The 13,049-nt window shown below is 59.5% G+C and carries 24 protein-coding genes; 23 read left to right on the top strand and 1 reads right to left on the bottom strand.

The window, feature by feature from the left end:
* The first annotated feature begins 5 nt into the window (after nucleotides 1-5).
* From rplB to rplQ, 23 genes are all read left to right on the top strand, one after another.
* Nucleotides 6-845, top strand: a complete 840-nt coding sequence (rplB, locus tag ASD83_RS04280) for a 50S ribosomal protein L2 (RefSeq protein ID WP_056308263.1) — start codon at nucleotides 6-8, stop codon at nucleotides 843-845.
* 3 nt (nucleotides 846-848) lie between these two features.
* A complete protein-coding gene (gene rpsS, locus ASD83_RS04275; protein WP_056308261.1) occupies nucleotides 849-1,127 on the top strand; it encodes a 30S ribosomal protein S19 in 279 nt (92 codons plus the stop codon).
* Between the two features lies 1 nt (nucleotide 1,128).
* Nucleotides 1,129-1,509: a 50S ribosomal protein L22 gene (gene rplV, locus ASD83_RS04270; protein WP_056308259.1), complete on the top strand. Its 381-nt coding sequence runs from the start codon at nucleotides 1,129-1,131 to the stop codon at nucleotides 1,507-1,509.
* Nucleotides 1,509-2,249, top strand: coding sequence for a 30S ribosomal protein S3 (rpsC, locus tag ASD83_RS04265; protein ID WP_056308256.1), 741 nt, complete (start codon nucleotides 1,509-1,511; stop codon nucleotides 2,247-2,249). The genes rplV and rpsC overlap by 1 nt, the downstream gene beginning before the upstream one ends.
* A gap of 15 nt (nucleotides 2,250-2,264) precedes the next feature.
* Nucleotides 2,265-2,678: a 50S ribosomal protein L16 gene (gene rplP / locus ASD83_RS04260; protein WP_035080838.1), complete on the top strand. Its 414-nt coding sequence runs from the start codon at nucleotides 2,265-2,267 to the stop codon at nucleotides 2,676-2,678.
* Between the two features lie 10 nt (nucleotides 2,679-2,688).
* Nucleotides 2,689-2,883, top strand: a complete 195-nt coding sequence (gene rpmC, locus ASD83_RS04255; RefSeq protein ID WP_056308254.1) for a 50S ribosomal protein L29 — start codon at nucleotides 2,689-2,691, stop codon at nucleotides 2,881-2,883.
* A 12-nt stretch (nucleotides 2,884-2,895) separates the two neighbouring features.
* Complete coding sequence (gene rpsQ / locus ASD83_RS04250; RefSeq protein WP_056308252.1) at nucleotides 2,896-3,129, top strand: 30S ribosomal protein S17; 234 nt, start codon at nucleotides 2,896-2,898, stop codon at nucleotides 3,127-3,129.
* Between the two features lie 66 nt (nucleotides 3,130-3,195).
* Nucleotides 3,196-3,564, top strand: a complete 369-nt coding sequence (gene rplN, locus ASD83_RS04245) for a 50S ribosomal protein L14 (protein WP_056308250.1) — start codon at nucleotides 3,196-3,198, stop codon at nucleotides 3,562-3,564.
* Nucleotides 3,564-3,875: a 50S ribosomal protein L24 gene (rplX, locus tag ASD83_RS04240; RefSeq protein ID WP_056308248.1), complete on the top strand. Its 312-nt coding sequence runs from the start codon at nucleotides 3,564-3,566 to the stop codon at nucleotides 3,873-3,875. The genes rplN and rplX overlap by 1 nt, the downstream gene beginning before the upstream one ends.
* On the top strand, nucleotides 3,868-4,425 hold the full coding sequence (rplE, locus tag ASD83_RS04235; protein WP_056308246.1) for a 50S ribosomal protein L5: 558 nt from the start codon (nucleotides 3,868-3,870) through the stop codon (nucleotides 4,423-4,425). Before rplX ends, rplE begins: the two co-directional genes overlap by 8 nt.
* A gap of 30 nt (nucleotides 4,426-4,455) precedes the next feature.
* Nucleotides 4,456-4,761, top strand: coding sequence for a 30S ribosomal protein S14 (gene rpsN / locus ASD83_RS04230; protein WP_056308244.1), 306 nt, complete (start codon nucleotides 4,456-4,458; stop codon nucleotides 4,759-4,761).
* Nucleotides 4,762-4,773: 12 nt separating this feature from the next.
* On the top strand, nucleotides 4,774-5,172 hold the full coding sequence (rpsH, locus tag ASD83_RS04225; RefSeq protein WP_056308241.1) for a 30S ribosomal protein S8: 399 nt from the start codon (nucleotides 4,774-4,776) through the stop codon (nucleotides 5,170-5,172).
* 183 nt (nucleotides 5,173-5,355) lie between these two features.
* Nucleotides 5,356-5,889 (top strand): 50S ribosomal protein L6, encoded by a 534-nt coding sequence (gene rplF, locus ASD83_RS04220; RefSeq protein ID WP_056308240.1) that lies wholly within the window; start codon nucleotides 5,356-5,358, stop codon nucleotides 5,887-5,889.
* A 12-nt stretch (nucleotides 5,890-5,901) separates the two neighbouring features.
* The gene (gene rplR, locus ASD83_RS04215; protein ID WP_056308237.1) at nucleotides 5,902-6,264 is read left to right on the top strand and encodes a 50S ribosomal protein L18; all 363 of its coding nucleotides are present in this window, start codon (nucleotides 5,902-5,904) and stop codon (nucleotides 6,262-6,264) included.
* Nucleotides 6,265-6,284: 20 nt separating this feature from the next.
* Nucleotides 6,285-6,818: a 30S ribosomal protein S5 gene (rpsE, locus tag ASD83_RS04210; RefSeq protein WP_056308235.1), complete on the top strand. Its 534-nt coding sequence runs from the start codon at nucleotides 6,285-6,287 to the stop codon at nucleotides 6,816-6,818.
* A gap of 23 nt (nucleotides 6,819-6,841) precedes the next feature.
* Nucleotides 6,842-7,030 (top strand): 50S ribosomal protein L30, encoded by a 189-nt coding sequence (gene rpmD, locus ASD83_RS04205; RefSeq protein WP_056308233.1) that lies wholly within the window; start codon nucleotides 6,842-6,844, stop codon nucleotides 7,028-7,030.
* Between the two features lie 15 nt (nucleotides 7,031-7,045).
* Nucleotides 7,046-7,549: a 50S ribosomal protein L15 gene (gene rplO / locus ASD83_RS04200; RefSeq protein WP_056308231.1), complete on the top strand. Its 504-nt coding sequence runs from the start codon at nucleotides 7,046-7,048 to the stop codon at nucleotides 7,547-7,549.
* A gap of 225 nt (nucleotides 7,550-7,774) precedes the next feature.
* Nucleotides 7,775-9,112 (top strand): preprotein translocase subunit SecY, encoded by a 1,338-nt coding sequence (gene secY, locus ASD83_RS04195; RefSeq protein WP_056308229.1) that lies wholly within the window; start codon nucleotides 7,775-7,777, stop codon nucleotides 9,110-9,112.
* Nucleotides 9,109-9,678, top strand: a complete 570-nt coding sequence (locus ASD83_RS04190; protein WP_056308227.1) for an adenylate kinase — start codon at nucleotides 9,109-9,111, stop codon at nucleotides 9,676-9,678. The genes secY and ASD83_RS04190 overlap by 4 nt, the downstream gene beginning before the upstream one ends.
* A gap of 177 nt (nucleotides 9,679-9,855) precedes the next feature.
* On the top strand, nucleotides 9,856-10,224 hold the full coding sequence (gene rpsM / locus ASD83_RS04185) for a 30S ribosomal protein S13 (protein ID WP_056308225.1): 369 nt from the start codon (nucleotides 9,856-9,858) through the stop codon (nucleotides 10,222-10,224).
* Nucleotides 10,225-10,378: 154 nt separating this feature from the next.
* Nucleotides 10,379-10,771 (top strand): 30S ribosomal protein S11, encoded by a 393-nt coding sequence (rpsK, locus tag ASD83_RS04180; protein ID WP_056308223.1) that lies wholly within the window; start codon nucleotides 10,379-10,381, stop codon nucleotides 10,769-10,771.
* 101 nt (nucleotides 10,772-10,872) lie between these two features.
* Complete coding sequence (locus ASD83_RS04175) at nucleotides 10,873-11,892, top strand: DNA-directed RNA polymerase subunit alpha (RefSeq protein WP_056308221.1); 1,020 nt, start codon at nucleotides 10,873-10,875, stop codon at nucleotides 11,890-11,892.
* Between the two features lie 33 nt (nucleotides 11,893-11,925).
* Nucleotides 11,926-12,348 (top strand): 50S ribosomal protein L17, encoded by a 423-nt coding sequence (rplQ, locus tag ASD83_RS04170; protein ID WP_056308219.1) that lies wholly within the window; start codon nucleotides 11,926-11,928, stop codon nucleotides 12,346-12,348.
* A 132-nt stretch (nucleotides 12,349-12,480) separates the two neighbouring features.
* On the opposite strand, the gene ASD83_RS04165 is transcribed toward rplQ, so the two are convergent.
* Nucleotides 12,481-12,873, bottom strand: a complete 393-nt coding sequence (locus ASD83_RS04165; RefSeq protein ID WP_056308217.1) for a YciI family protein — start codon at nucleotides 12,871-12,873, stop codon at nucleotides 12,481-12,483.
* Nucleotides 12,874-13,049 lie beyond the last annotated feature (176 nt).

Below are 13,049 nucleotides of genomic sequence, written 5' to 3'. Positions count from 1 at the left end.
GCAAAATGGCTCTAAAGACTTATAATCCCACCTCCGAAGGCCGTCGTACCCTTATTACGACCGATCGTTCGGAACTCTGGAAGGGCAAGCCGGTCAAGTCGTTGACCGAAGGCCTCTCCAAGAGCGGCGGCCGTAACAATACCGGCCGTATCACTGCCTACCATCGTGGTGGTGGTCACAAGCGCTCTTACCGCATGATCGACTTCAAGCGCGTAAAGTTCGACGCAGTCGGGACGATTGAACGTCTCGAATACGATCCGAACCGCACCGCCTGGATCGCTCTGGTGAACTACGAAGACGGCGAGCAGGCCTATATCGTTGCTCCGCAGCGTCTGGGTGCCGGCGACAAGGTCATCTCCTCGATGAACACTGTCGACGTGAAGCCGGGCAATGCCATGCCGCTCGAGCGTATGCCGGTCGGCACCATCGTGCACAACGTCGAACTTAAGCCCCGCAAGGGTGGCCAGGTCGCCCGTTCTGCCGGTGCCTATGCCCAGTACGTCGGTCGTGACCAGGGTTGGGCGATCCTTCGCCTCAATTCGGGCGAACAGCGCCGCGTCCATGGTTCGTGCCTCGCCACCGTTGGTGCCGTGTCCAACCAGGACCACGCCAACACCTCGCTCGGCAAGGCCGGTCGCAACCGTTGGCTCGGCCGCAAGCCGGTCAACCGCGGCGTGACCATGAACCCGGTCGACCACCCGCATGGTGGTGGTGAAGGCCGTACCTCTGGTGGCCGTCACCCGGTTTCTCCGTGGGGCAAGCCGACCAAGGGCAAGCGCACACGTTCCAACAAGGCAACGGACCAGTTCATCGTTCGCAGCCGTCACGTGAAGAAGGGCAGGTAAGTCATGACCCGTTCAGTTTGGAAGGGGCCGTTCGTCGACGGCTACATGCTCAAGAAGGCCGAGAAGGCTCTGAGCTCGGGCCGCAACGATGTGATCAAGATCTGGTCGCGTCGCTCGACCATCCTGCCGCAGTTTGTCGGCATCACGTTCGGCGTGCACAACGGCCAGAAGCATATCCCGGTGAGCGTCACCGAGGACATGATCGGCCACAAGTTTGGCGAGTTCGCCCCGACCCGTACCTATTACGGTCACGCGGCCGACAAGAAGGCCAAGAGGAAGTAAGATGAGCAAGCCAAAGACTGAGCGCGCTCTCAAAGACAACGAGGCTAAGGCTGTCCTGCGCATGCTGCGCATCAGCCCTCAGAAGCTGAACCTCGTCGCGCAGTTGATCCGTGGCAAGAAGGTTGAGAAGGCTCTGGCCGATCTCGAATTCAGCCACAAGCGCATCTCCGGCCAGGTGAAGAAGGTGCTCGAGAGCGCCATCGCCAATGCCGAGAACAACCATGGCCTCGATACCGACGCTCTCGTCGTTGCCGAAGCTTTTGTGGGCAACTCGCTCGTTATGAAGCGTTTCATGGCTCGTGGCCGCGGCAAGTCGTCGCAGATCCAGAAGCCTTTCTCGCATCTGACGATCATCGTCCGGCAAGTTGAGGAGGCCGCATAATGGGCCAGAAGATCAATCCCATTGGTTTCCGTCTGGGCATCAACCGCACCTGGGATAGCCGCTGGTTCGCCAACAAGGGTGAATACGGCACGCTTCTCCAGGAAGATCTGAAGATCCGCACCACGCTGATGAAGGATCTGAAGGCGGCTGCCGTCTCCAAGATCGTCATCGAGCGTCCGCACCGCAAGTGCCGCGTGTCGATCCACACTGCCCGTCCGGGCATCGTGATCGGCAAGAAGGGCGCTGACATCGACAAGATCCGCGCCAAGGTGAAGAAGTTCACCGACAGCGAAGTGCACATCAACATCGTTGAAGTGCGCAAGCCTGAGACCGATGCGACGCTGGTTGCGCAGGGCATTGCCCAGCAGCTGGAACGCCGCGTTGCTTTCCGTCGTGCCATGAAGCGTGCAGTGCAGACTGCAATCCGCATGGGCGCCGGTGGCATCCGCGTCAACGTTGGTGGCCGTCTTGGCGGTGCCGATATCGCCCGTACCGAATGGTACCGCGAAGGCCGTGTGCCGCTGCACACGCTCCGCGCCGATATCGACTACGGCACGGCTGAAGCTGAAACCACGTATGGCATCATCGGCATCAAGGTCTGGGTCTTCAAGGGCGAAGTCCTTGAGCATGATCCGTCCGCCCATGAGCGTCGCGCTACTGAAGGTAGCGGTGATGGTGGCCAGCGTTCCGAGCGCGAACCGCGTCGTGAACGCGGCGACCGCGATCGCGAACGCGCATAAGAAGGTTGAACGATTATGCTGCAACCGAAACGTACTAAGTTCCGTAAGGCCCACAAGGGCCGCATCCATGGCCTGGCCAAGGGTGGTACTGATCTGGCATTCGGCTCTTACGCACTCAAGGCCACTGAGCCGGAACGCGTAACCGCCCGCCAGATCGAAGCGGCCCGTCGCGCTATCACTCGTGAGATGAAGCGTCAGGGTCGTGTCTGGATCCGGATTTTCCCGGATCTGCCGGTTTCCAAGAAGCCTACCGAAGTCCGAATGGGTAAGGGTAAGGGTTCGGTGGAGTACTGGGCGGCACGCGTAAAGCCGGGTCGCATCGTTTTTGAGATTGACGGCGTACCCGAAGACGTTGCAAAGGAGGCGCTTCGCCTCGGAGCAATGAAGTTGCCGATCACCACGCGCATCGTTACGCGCATTGTCGACTAAGGACACGAGCATGAAAGCCAGTGATGTGCGGAGCAAAACCGCAGACGAACTGAAAGATCAGCTCGTCGACCTTAAGAAAGAACAGTTTAACCTGCGTTTCCAGCGCGCTACCCAGCAGTTGGAAAAGCCGGCCCGGGTCAAGGAAGTCCGCCGCGATATCGCGCGGATCAAGACGATCCTCGGCCAACAGAACGCAGCTAAGTAAGGAATAAAACCCATGCCAAAGCGCGTTTTGCAGGGGACTGTTGTCTCCGACGCTAACGACAAGACCATCGTGGTCCGTGTTGAGCGCCGTTTCACGCACCCCCTTCTGAAGAAGACAGTGCGTCGTTCCAAGAAGTATCACGCTCACGATGAAGCCAATGTGGCCAAGATCGGTGATATCGTGTGGATCGAAGAAACCGCGCCAATCAGTAAGAACAAGCGCTGGGCGCTTGTTCCTGCGGCGTAAGAGAATTTCAATTAGGTCGGCGCGCCGGGTGACGGTGCTGCCGATTCAACTAGAAGGCATCCAGTTATGATCCAGATGCAGTCCAATCTCGACGTCGCCGACAATTCCGGCGCGAAGCGAGTTATGTGCATCAAGGTGCTGGGCGGCTCGCACCGCAAATACGCCTCGGTCGGCGACATTATTGTCGTTTCGGTCAAGGACGCTATTCCGCGCGGCCGTGTTAAAAAGGGCCAGGTAATGAAGGCTGTGGTCGTTCGCACCGCAACCGACATCCGCCGTCCCGATGGCACCGTCATCCGTTTTGACAAGAACGCCGCGGTTCTGATTAACAATCAGAAAGAGCCGATCGGCACCCGTATCTTCGGACCGGTTCCGCGCGAACTCCGCGCTCGCAACCACATGAAGATCATCTCGCTCGCCCCAGAGGTGCTGTAATGGCCTCCAAGATCAAGAAGGGCGACAAGGTCGTCGTCCTGGCTGGCAAGGATAAGGGCAAGACCGGTCAGGTCCTGTCCGTGATCCCCACCGAAACCAAGGCGCTTGTTCAGGGTATCAACCTTGTCCGCAAGCATCAGAAGCAGACTGCCTCGCAGGATTCCGGCATCTTCACCAAGGAAGCGCCGATCCACCTGTCGAACCTGGCCGTTGCTGACAAGGCTGGTAAGCCGACTCGCGTCGGTTTCCAGATCAAGGACGGCGTGAAGACCCGCGTCGCCAAGTCGACCGGAGACCAGATCGATGGCTGAGACCGTCTACATTCCGCGCTTGCGCGCCTACTATGACGAAACCATTCGTGCCGAACTCACCAAGCAGTTCGAGTACAAGAACGTCATGGAGCTGCCCAAGCTCGACAAGATCGTTCTGAACATGGGCGTTGGCGAAGCCGTCAACGACACCAAGAAGGTCAAGTCGGCTGCTGCCGAGCTTGAGAAGATCGCTGGCCAGAAGCCGGTTATCACTCATGCCCGCAAGTCGATCGCAGGCTTCAAGGTCCGTGAAGAAATGCCGCTCGGCGTGAAGGTCACGCTGCGCAAGACGCGCATGTACGAGTTCCTGGATCGTCTGGTGACCATCGCACTGCCGCGCGTCCGCGACTTCCGTGGCCTCAATCCGAACTCCTTCGATGGTCGTGGCAACTATGCCATGGGCCTCAAGGAACATATCGTTTTCCCCGAAATCAACTATGATCAGATCGATCAGGTTTGGGGCATGGATATCGTGATTGCCACGACGGCCAAGACGGATGATGAAGCTCGTGCTCTTTTGCGCGCTTTCAACTTCCCGTTCCGCCAGTAAGCGGGCAGGGAAGGGATAAAGGATCAGGATATGGCAAAGACCAGCTCCATCGAGAAGAACAACAAGCGCGCTGCGCTCGCCAAGCAGTATGCTGGCAAGCGTGCCGAGCTCAAGGCGACCGTCAAGGACCAGACTCTGTCCATCGACGAGCGCTTCAAGGCCACCCTCAAGCTGGCCGAACTTCCGCGCAACTCCGCAAAGGTTCGCGTTCGCAACCGTTGCGAAGTGTCCGGTCGCCCGCGCGGCTACTATCGCAAGCTCAAGATGAGCCGTATCGCCCTGCGTCAGCTGGGCAACCTGGGTCAGATCCCGGGTCTGGTTAAGTCGAGCTGGTAAGGAGAGACATAAATGAGCTTTTCCGATCCCATCGGCGATATGCTGACCCGCATCCGCAACGCTCAGGAGCGTCGCAAGAATTCCGTTTCGACGCCGGCATCGACCCTTCGTGGTCGCGTGCTGGACGTTCTCCAGTCCGAGGGTTTTATCCGCGGCTATTCGGAGACCAAGTTCGAGAACGGCGCTGCCGAATACGAAATCGAACTCAAGTATTCGGACAATGAAGGCGTGATCCGCACCATCGAGCGCGTTTCCCGTCCTGGCCGCCGCGTGTACGCGTCGGTTAAGAATATTCCTCAGGTGGCTAACGGCCTCGGTGTTTCGATCCTCTCCACCCCCAAGGGTGTGATGGCCGACCACGAAGCCAAAGCTGCTAACGTTGGTGGCGAGGTACTCTGCCGCGTATTCTAATGCGTGTGGGCCCGAAGCTCATTGAAGCACTTCGAGGGCGGGTGGTTTCCACTTTCCTGTTGTAAGTGCGGCAAAAACTGATAGGAGCGCGATCAACGTTTCTCGGAAACGCTGGTCGGCTCCGTTTTCGGGCACTTTCACGCGCATTGTCTGCGCGGTAAGACGATTACTCAAGGATATAGAATGTCACGTACTGGCAAGAAACCGGTGGCCCCGGTTAATGGCGTTACGGTCACGATCAATGGTCGCGACGTCTCCGCCAAGGGCCCGAAGGGCGAACTGAGCCTCACGCTCATGGATATCGTCAATATTGAGCAGGGTTCGGATGGCATCGTCATCACCCCCGCTAACGACACCCGTGAAGCTCGTGCTGCCTGGGGCACCACCCGCGCGCTGATCCAGAACATGGTCACCGGGGTGAGCGCTGGTTACGAGAAGAAGCTGGCCATCCAGGGCGTTGGTTATCGCGCCGCGCTGCAGGGCAAGGATGTCAAGCTTTCGCTCGGTTTCAGCCACGAAGTGATCTATGCGGCTCCCAAGGGTATCACCCTGGCCGTGCCGGCTCCGACTGAAATCGTCATCACCGGCATTGATAAGCAGCAGGTCGGTCAAGTCGCTGCGGAGATCCGCGGCTGGCGTCCCCCCGAGCCCTACAAGGGCAAGGGCGTGCGTTACGCCGGCGAGCAGGTCTTCCGCAAAGAAGGCAAGAAGAAGTAAGGAGCGCCACCTATGGCTATCAGTGCAAAAGGTGCAGACCGCCGCAAGGCTCGTGTCCGCAAGGCGCTCAAGGCTCGTGCCTTTGGTCGCGCCCGTCTCAGCGTTTTCCGCTCGGACAAGAATATCTACGCCCAGATCATCGACGACGCGAATGGTCGTACGCTGGCTGCGGCTTCCACCCTCGAGAAGGACGTGCGCGGCTCGATCAAGAGCGGCGGCACTTCTGAAGCTGCCGCTGTTGTCGGCAAGCTGATCGCCGAGCGCGGTGTGAAGGCTGGCGTTGCCGAAGTGATCTTCGATCGCGGCGCTTACATTTATCACGGCCGTGTTAAGGCCCTTGCAGATGCTGCCCGTGAGGGCGGTCTGCAGTTCTAACAGCGGCGAGGAAAAACATTATGAGCAGAGACGTTCAAGAACGCGAAAGCGAGTTCGTCGATCGCCTGGTCCACATCAACCGTGTGGCCAAGGTTGTTAAGGGCGGCAAGCGTTTTGGTTTCGCAGCCCTCGTCGTTGTGGGTGACCAGAAGGGTCGCGTTGGTTTCGGTCACGGTAAGGCCCGTGAAGTTCCCGAAGCGATCCGCAAGGCAACGGAACAGGCCAAGCGCCAGATGATCCGCGTGCCGCTGCGTGACGCCCGTACGCTTCACCACGACATCACCGGCCGCCACGGCGCCGGCAAGGTCGTGCTGCGTGCAGCCGTTGCCGGTACCGGCATCATCGCCGGCGGCCCGATGCGCGCTGTGTTCGAAACCCTGGGCATCAACGACATCGTCGCCAAGTCCACCGGTACGTCGAACCCGTACAACATGGTCCGCGCGACTTTCGACGCTCTCAAGCGCGTTGATAGCCCCCGCGCCGTGGCTGCCCGCCGCGGCCTCAAGGTCTCCGAACTGCAAGCTCGCCGCGGCGAGACTGCAGTCGAAGCCTGAGCCCGTAGGAACGGAGAAGCACAATGGCTGACAAGAAGATGATTACCGTGAAGCAGGTCGGTTCCCCGATCCGCCGCGAAAAGAGCCAGCGCGCGACCCTGATCGGTCTCGGGCTGAACAAGATGAACAAAGAGCGCGAGCTGATTGATACGCCCGAAGTCCGTGGCATGATCAAGAAGGTCACGCACCTCGTCCGCGTAATCGGCGAGTAAGAGGGAGCGCGATCAATGACTCGTTTGAACGAACTTCGCGACAACGACGGCGCTAACAAGGTCCGCGTTCGCGTTGGCCGTGGTATCGGCTCCGGCGTTGGCAAGACCGGTGGTCGTGGCGGCAAGGGCCAGACGGCCCGTGCCGGTGTCGCGATCAACGGCTTTGAAGGCGGCCAGATGCCCCTTCACATGCGTATGCCGAAGCGTGGCTTCAATTCTTGGAACCCCAAGGATTGGAACCAGGTTCGCATCGATCGTATCCAGGCCTATATCGACAGCGGCAAGCTGGACGTTAAGGGCGTGGTCGACGCAGCAGCGCTCGTCGCTGCCGGCGTTATCCGTCGTCCCAAGGACGGCGTGCGTCTGATCGGCGCGGAAGGTTTCACGGCCAAGAAGGTTACCTTCAAGGTTGATCACGTTTCCAAGGGTGCTGCGGCCGCTGTCGAAGCTGCCGGTGGCAAGGTCGATCTGATCCCGGCCAAGGAAACCTGGAAGAAGACCCCGTACGCTGCCAAGTAATTTGGCTTTGCGCACCCGGCCTTGCGGTCGGGTGCGCCTTTTTGGTTTGTTGCGTCGGGGTGGCAGTCCTATATGCTCCTTGGGCGCTCCGAGCGCGCCTGGCCTCAAAGCCACGGAGCAGGGGCGGAAAATGCCAGGCGTTTTTCGCGAAATCCCTGCGGCAACGAAATTTTAGAGCCGCCGATTTGATGCGTTCAGCTCATATCAGACTCTAGGGAGCGAAGTATGGCGTCCGCAGCCGAGCAGCTAGCTCGCAATCTCTCATTCTCGACCTTCTCCAAGGCGAAAGCCCTGCAGCAGCGCATCTGGTTCACTCTGGGCGCGCTGCTTGTTTATCGTTTGGGCACCTTCATTCCGGTTCCGGGCATTGACCCTGACGCGTTCCGCGCGACTTTCGAGCAGAGCCAGCAGGGCATCATCGGGATGTTCAATATGTTCTCCGGCGGCGCCGTGGAACGTATGGCCATCTTCGCGCTCAACCTCATTCCCTACATTACGGCGTCGATCGTCGTGCAGGTGATCGCCACGGCCTCGCCGCGCCTCGAAGCCCTCAAGAAAGAGGGTGAAGCCGGGCGCCGCAAGATGAACCAGTACACGCGCTATCTGGCGGTCGTGTTCTGCGCCGTTCAGGCATATGGCATTGCCGTGGGCCTCGAAGGCAGCCAGGGCGTGGTTCTCAATCCCGGCTGGTTCTTCCGCCTCTCGACCGTGATTACGCTGGTCGGCGGTACCATGTTCCTGATGTGGCTGGGTGAGCAGATCACCTCGCGCGGCGTCGGCAACGGCATCTCGCTGATCATCTTCGCCGGCATCGTGGCAAACCTGCCCTCGACCATTGCCCAGACCCTGGAGCTCAGCCGTACGGGCGCTATTCCCGGCTTTGCGGCGCTTGGTATGATCGTCCTCGCTTTGGTGGTGATCGCCTTGATCGTCTTCTTCGAGCGCGCCCAGCGCCGGCTGCTGATTCAGTATCCGAAGCGTCAGGTGGGCAACAAGATGTTCCAGGGCGAGTCCTCGCACTTGCCATTGAAGCTCAACACCTCGGGCGTTATCCCCGTGATTTTCGGCTCCTCGCTCCTCTTGCTGCCCGCGACCATCGCGTCGTTTGCCGCTCAGGGTAACGCGCCAAGCTGGCTCACCACGGTGACCGCGCTTCTCGGCCGTGGCCAGCCGCTTTATCTGGCTTTGTTCGCGTTCTTCATCATCTTCTTTGCGTTCTTTTACACGGCCATCGTGTTCAACCCGACCGAGACCGCGGACAATCTCAAGCGCTCCGGCGGCTTCATTCCGGGCATTCGTCCGGGTGAACGCACCGCCCAGCACATCGACTATGTGTTGACGCGCATCACTGTTGTCGGTGCACTCTATCTCACTGTGGTGGCTCTGATTCCCGAAGTGATGTTCAGCCAGCTGGCGGTCAGCCAGTTCATTGGCGGTACCTCGCTCTTGATCATGGTGACGGTGACCCTCGATACGGTCAGCCAGATCCAGAGCCATCTCGTGGCCCAGCAATATGAGGGGCTGTTGAAGAAATCTCGCCTTGGAGGGGGCAAGCGCCGATGAGACTGATCCTGTTGGGACCGCCAGGGGCGGGGAAGGGCACGCAGGCAAAAATTCTGGTTGAGGCCTACGGCATCCCGCAATTGTCCACTGGTGACATCCTGCGGGCCGCTATCGCCGCCAAGACGCCCCTCGGGCTCGAAGCCAAGGCGATCGTCGATCGGGGCGATCTCGTCTCCAACGAAATCGTCAATGGTATCGTGTCCGAGCGACTCGATGCCGACGATTGCAAGCCTGGTTTCATCCTCGATGGTTTCCCGCGCACCATCGCGCAGGCCGAAGCCCTCGCTGGCATGCTCAAGGACAAGGGCGTGGCCCTCGATGCTGTCATCGAGATCAAGGCCAATGCCGATGAACTGGTCCGTCGCGTTATCCAGCGCGGCAAGGAATCGGGTGGAGCCCGCGCCGACGATAACGAGGAAGTGCTGCGCAAGCGCCTCGACGTCTATCAGGAGCAGACTGCGCCTCTCGTGGCTTTCTATGCCGAAAAGGGTCTCTTGCGCCCCGTAGACGGCATGGAGCCGGTCGATGCGGTGACGGCGGCCATAAAGGCAGCCCTGCCTAACTAATCTTCGACAAGGCGAAGCAGTTGACTTCGCCTTGTCGAATCCTTAAAGAACCGCACCAGTCTCATGGATTATTGGGCTGGGTTCGGTTCTCCCATTTGGTTGGGGATCGAAATCCGGTCCCTTGTTGTTTGAATGACACCCGCCGCGATGGCGCGTGTTGAATGAAGGAGAGCAGACGTGGCTCGTATTGCTGGCGTCAATATCCCGACGAACAAGCGCGTTGTAATCGCGCTGCAGTACATTCACGGGATCGGCGAAAAGTTCGCCAATGAAATCACTACCAAGGTCGGTATTCCGGCTGAGCGTCGCGTCAACGAACTGACCGACGCCGAAGTGATCCAGATCCGTGAAGCGATCGATCGCGACTATGTCGTCGAAGGCGATCTTCGCCGTAGCGTTGCCATGAACATCAAGCGTTTGATGGACCTCGGCAACTACCGCGGCCTGCGTCACCGCCGTGGCCTTCCGGTCCGCGGTCAGCGCACCCATACCAATGCTCGTACCCGCAAGGGTCCGGCAAAGCCGATCGCCGGCAAGAAGAAGTAATTCCGGCCTGCATGTGCAGGCTGGCAATTTGAATTGGACGCGGCGGATAGAATTTTGGCCGGTTCCCTACGGGGAAGAAGCCAAAATCCTGATCCGCTTAATCCTTGGTGGAGCTGCTGGCATTACGGCAGCGCCGATACCCCAGAGGACCTGAATGGCAAAGACTGATACGACGCGCGTCAAGCGCAAGGAACGCAAGAACATTACGTCTGGCGTTGCACACGTGAACGCTTCCTTCAACAACACCATGATCACCATCGCTGACATGCAGGGCAACACGATTTCGTGGTCCTCGTCGGGCGTGATGGGCTTCAAGGGCTCGCGCAAGTCGACCCCCTATGCTGCCCAGGTTGCTGCCGAAGATGCTGCAAAGAAGGCTCAGGAACATGGCATGAAGACCCTTGAGGTCGAAGTGCGTGGTCCCGGTTCGGGCCGTGAATCTGCGCTCCGCGCTCTTCAGGCTGCTGGTTTCAATGTCACCTCCATCCGCGACGTGACCACGATTCCGCACAACGGTTGCCGTCCGCGCAAGCGGCGCCGCGTCTAAAGACTAGACCACTTGGTAAACTCCTGGCCCCGGGGCCAGGGGTTCTATTGTGTTTGCGGCGGTGCGGCCTCGTCAGGCCGCGAATTTGAAAGGACAATACCGTGACGATCCAGAGGAACTGGCAGGAACTTATCAAGCCGACCAAGCTGGAGATTGTTTCGGATGGCGCTGACTCGCGTCATGCTTCGGTTATGGCCGAGCCGCTTGAGCGCGGCTATGGCTTGACCCTTGGCAACGCCTTGCGTCGCGTCTTGCTGTCGTCGCTTCAGGGCGCGGCGGTAACCGCTATCCAGATCGATGGCATTCTGCACGAATTCTCGTCGCTTCCCGGCGTTCGGGAAGACATCACCGACCTCGTGCTGAACGTCAAGGAAATCGCCATCAAGATGGGTGGCGAAGGCCCGAAGCGTCTCACTCTCTCCAAGCAGGGTCCGGGCGCCGTGACCGCTGGCGACATCAAAGTCTCCGGCGATATCGAAGTGCTGAACCCCGAACTCGTGATCTGCCATCTCGATGATGGCGCCGAGATCAACATCGAGTTCACCGTCAATACCGGCAAGGGCTATGTTCCTGCCGACAAGAACCGTCCGGAAGACGCGCCGATTGGCTATATTCCGGTCGACGCCCTGTTCTCGCCTGTGCGCCGTGTCAGCTACAAGGTTGATGCGACCCGTGCCGGCGAAAGCCTCGACAAGGACAAGCTGACGCTGTCCGTCGAAACCAATGGCGGCATTTCGCCGGAAGATGCAGTGGCTTATGCTGCGCGCATTCTTCAGGACCAGCTTTCGGTCTTCGTCAATTTCGAAGAGCCCACCAAGGAAAAGGCCCAGGACGCTGTCCCGGAACTCGCCTTCAACCCGGCGCTGCTCAAGAAGGTCGACGAGCTCGAACTGTCTGTCCGTTCGGCCAACTGCCTCAAGAACGACAACATCGTCTACATCGGCGACCTTATCCAGAAGACGGAAGCCGAGATGCTGCGGACCCCGAATTTCGGCCGCAAGTCGCTCAATGAAATCAAGGAAGTCCTGGCACAGATGGGGCTTCATCTCGGGATGGACGTGGCCAATTGGCCGCCCGAGAATATCGATGACCTCGCTAAGCGCTACGAAGATCATTATTGATCCGGCGCCGCCCAAGACTTTAGGAGATAACCCATGCGACACGGTAATCGCGGCCGCAAACTCAGCCGTACCGCTTCCCACCGTAAGGCGATGTTCGCCAACATGTCCGCCGCGCTGATCAAGCACGAGCAGATCGTTACCACGCTTCCCAAGGCCAAGGACCTGCGTCCGATCGTCGAGAAGCTGATCACCCTCGGCAAGCGCGGCGACCTGCACGCTCGCCGCCAGGCTATCGCGCAGATCCGCGACGAAGGCCAGGTTGCAAAGCTGTTCGCCGTTCTCGGCCCGCGCTATGCCGAACGTCAGGGCGGCTATATCCGCATCCTGAAGGCCGGCTTCCGCTATGGCGACAACGCGCCGATGGCCGTCATCGAATTCGTTGACCGCGACGTCAACGCCAAGGGCCTCGATTCCGGTCCGGTCCAGTACAACGAAGAAGAATCCGAAGCTGCATAAGCTTCGCTTCTCCCAAATTCAAAGGGCGGCCCCAGTGGCCGCCCTTTTTTGTTTCCCAGTAGACCTCATGGTGAGGTGCGAAGCGCCAGCGTAGCCTCGAACCACGAGGTCGTGGCCCGATGACGCAGCCCGCTACTTCGCCGCCCGCGCCTCCGCTTCCGCCCGTGCCTTCAACCGCTCCGGCGGCACCTCCATGAACTGCCGCACTTCCACCGGCGCGCGGCACGCGACCGTCGCCTTCTTCCCCCATTCAAGGGCCTCGTCAAAACTTTCGCATTCGAGCACCCAAAAACCGCCGACATGCTCCTTCGCTTCCACGAACGGCCCATCGGTAACCACCATGCCGCCATTGTTGCGCGCGCGGATGGTCTTGGCGCGCGTGGCGGTCTGCAGGCCCCCCACAAACACGCGAACCCCCTTGGCGATCATCTCCTCGTTGAGAGCGGAAATATCCTTGATTGTCGAAGGGGCCTCCTTGGACGGGTCGAAGTCGTCAGGCAGGTGAATTGCGACCAGGAATTGCATTTTAGTCTCCTCTCGAAACCGGCAGGCCATTCCCGCCGTCACTCCTAGACGAGTGGCGCGACGGCACTCAGACTAATTTATCTCATTTTCTTGTCGCCGCCTTTTCAATGTCCGCCGGACAAACCAAAAGCCGCTTCCGCGCACCGGCTTGACCGTGTAGGGCAGGGGGCGATTTG

This window comes from Devosia sp. Root685 (genome assembly GCF_001427875.1).
Taxonomy (GTDB): domain Bacteria; phylum Pseudomonadota; class Alphaproteobacteria; order Rhizobiales; family Devosiaceae; genus Devosia.
The sequence above is the reverse complement of the archived record's forward strand: the minus strand, read 5'-3'. Positions and strand labels throughout refer to the sequence as shown.

Coding starts and splice junctions, on each gene's coding strand:
- rplB (WP_056308263.1), top strand. CDS start 6: ATGGCTCTAAAGACTTATAATCCCACCTCCGAAGGCCGTCGTACCCTT.
- rpsS (WP_056308261.1), top strand. CDS start 849: ATGACCCGTTCAGTTTGGAAGGGGCCGTTCGTCGACGGCTACATGCTC.
- rplV (WP_056308259.1), top strand. CDS start 1,129: ATGAGCAAGCCAAAGACTGAGCGCGCTCTCAAAGACAACGAGGCTAAG.
- rpsC (WP_056308256.1), top strand. CDS start 1,509: ATGGGCCAGAAGATCAATCCCATTGGTTTCCGTCTGGGCATCAACCGC.
- rplP (WP_035080838.1), top strand. CDS start 2,265: ATGCTGCAACCGAAACGTACTAAGTTCCGTAAGGCCCACAAGGGCCGC.
- rpmC (WP_056308254.1), top strand. CDS start 2,689: ATGAAAGCCAGTGATGTGCGGAGCAAAACCGCAGACGAACTGAAAGAT.
- rpsQ (WP_056308252.1), top strand. CDS start 2,896: ATGCCAAAGCGCGTTTTGCAGGGGACTGTTGTCTCCGACGCTAACGAC.
- rplN (WP_056308250.1), top strand. CDS start 3,196: ATGATCCAGATGCAGTCCAATCTCGACGTCGCCGACAATTCCGGCGCG.
- rplX (WP_056308248.1), top strand. CDS start 3,564: ATGGCCTCCAAGATCAAGAAGGGCGACAAGGTCGTCGTCCTGGCTGGC.
- rplE (WP_056308246.1), top strand. CDS start 3,868: ATGGCTGAGACCGTCTACATTCCGCGCTTGCGCGCCTACTATGACGAA.
- rpsN (WP_056308244.1), top strand. CDS start 4,456: ATGGCAAAGACCAGCTCCATCGAGAAGAACAACAAGCGCGCTGCGCTC.
- rpsH (WP_056308241.1), top strand. CDS start 4,774: ATGAGCTTTTCCGATCCCATCGGCGATATGCTGACCCGCATCCGCAAC.
- rplF (WP_056308240.1), top strand. CDS start 5,356: ATGTCACGTACTGGCAAGAAACCGGTGGCCCCGGTTAATGGCGTTACG.
- rplR (WP_056308237.1), top strand. CDS start 5,902: ATGGCTATCAGTGCAAAAGGTGCAGACCGCCGCAAGGCTCGTGTCCGC.
- rpsE (WP_056308235.1), top strand. CDS start 6,285: ATGAGCAGAGACGTTCAAGAACGCGAAAGCGAGTTCGTCGATCGCCTG.
- rpmD (WP_056308233.1), top strand. CDS start 6,842: ATGGCTGACAAGAAGATGATTACCGTGAAGCAGGTCGGTTCCCCGATC.
- rplO (WP_056308231.1), top strand. CDS start 7,046: ATGACTCGTTTGAACGAACTTCGCGACAACGACGGCGCTAACAAGGTC.
- secY (WP_056308229.1), top strand. CDS start 7,775: ATGGCGTCCGCAGCCGAGCAGCTAGCTCGCAATCTCTCATTCTCGACC.
- ASD83_RS04190 (WP_056308227.1), top strand. CDS start 9,109: ATGAGACTGATCCTGTTGGGACCGCCAGGGGCGGGGAAGGGCACGCAG.
- rpsK (WP_056308223.1), top strand. CDS start 10,379: ATGGCAAAGACTGATACGACGCGCGTCAAGCGCAAGGAACGCAAGAAC.
- rplQ (WP_056308219.1), top strand. CDS start 11,926: ATGCGACACGGTAATCGCGGCCGCAAACTCAGCCGTACCGCTTCCCAC.
- ASD83_RS04165 (WP_056308217.1), bottom strand. CDS start 12,873: ATGCAATTCCTGGTCGCAATTCACCTGCCTGACGACTTCGACCCGTCC.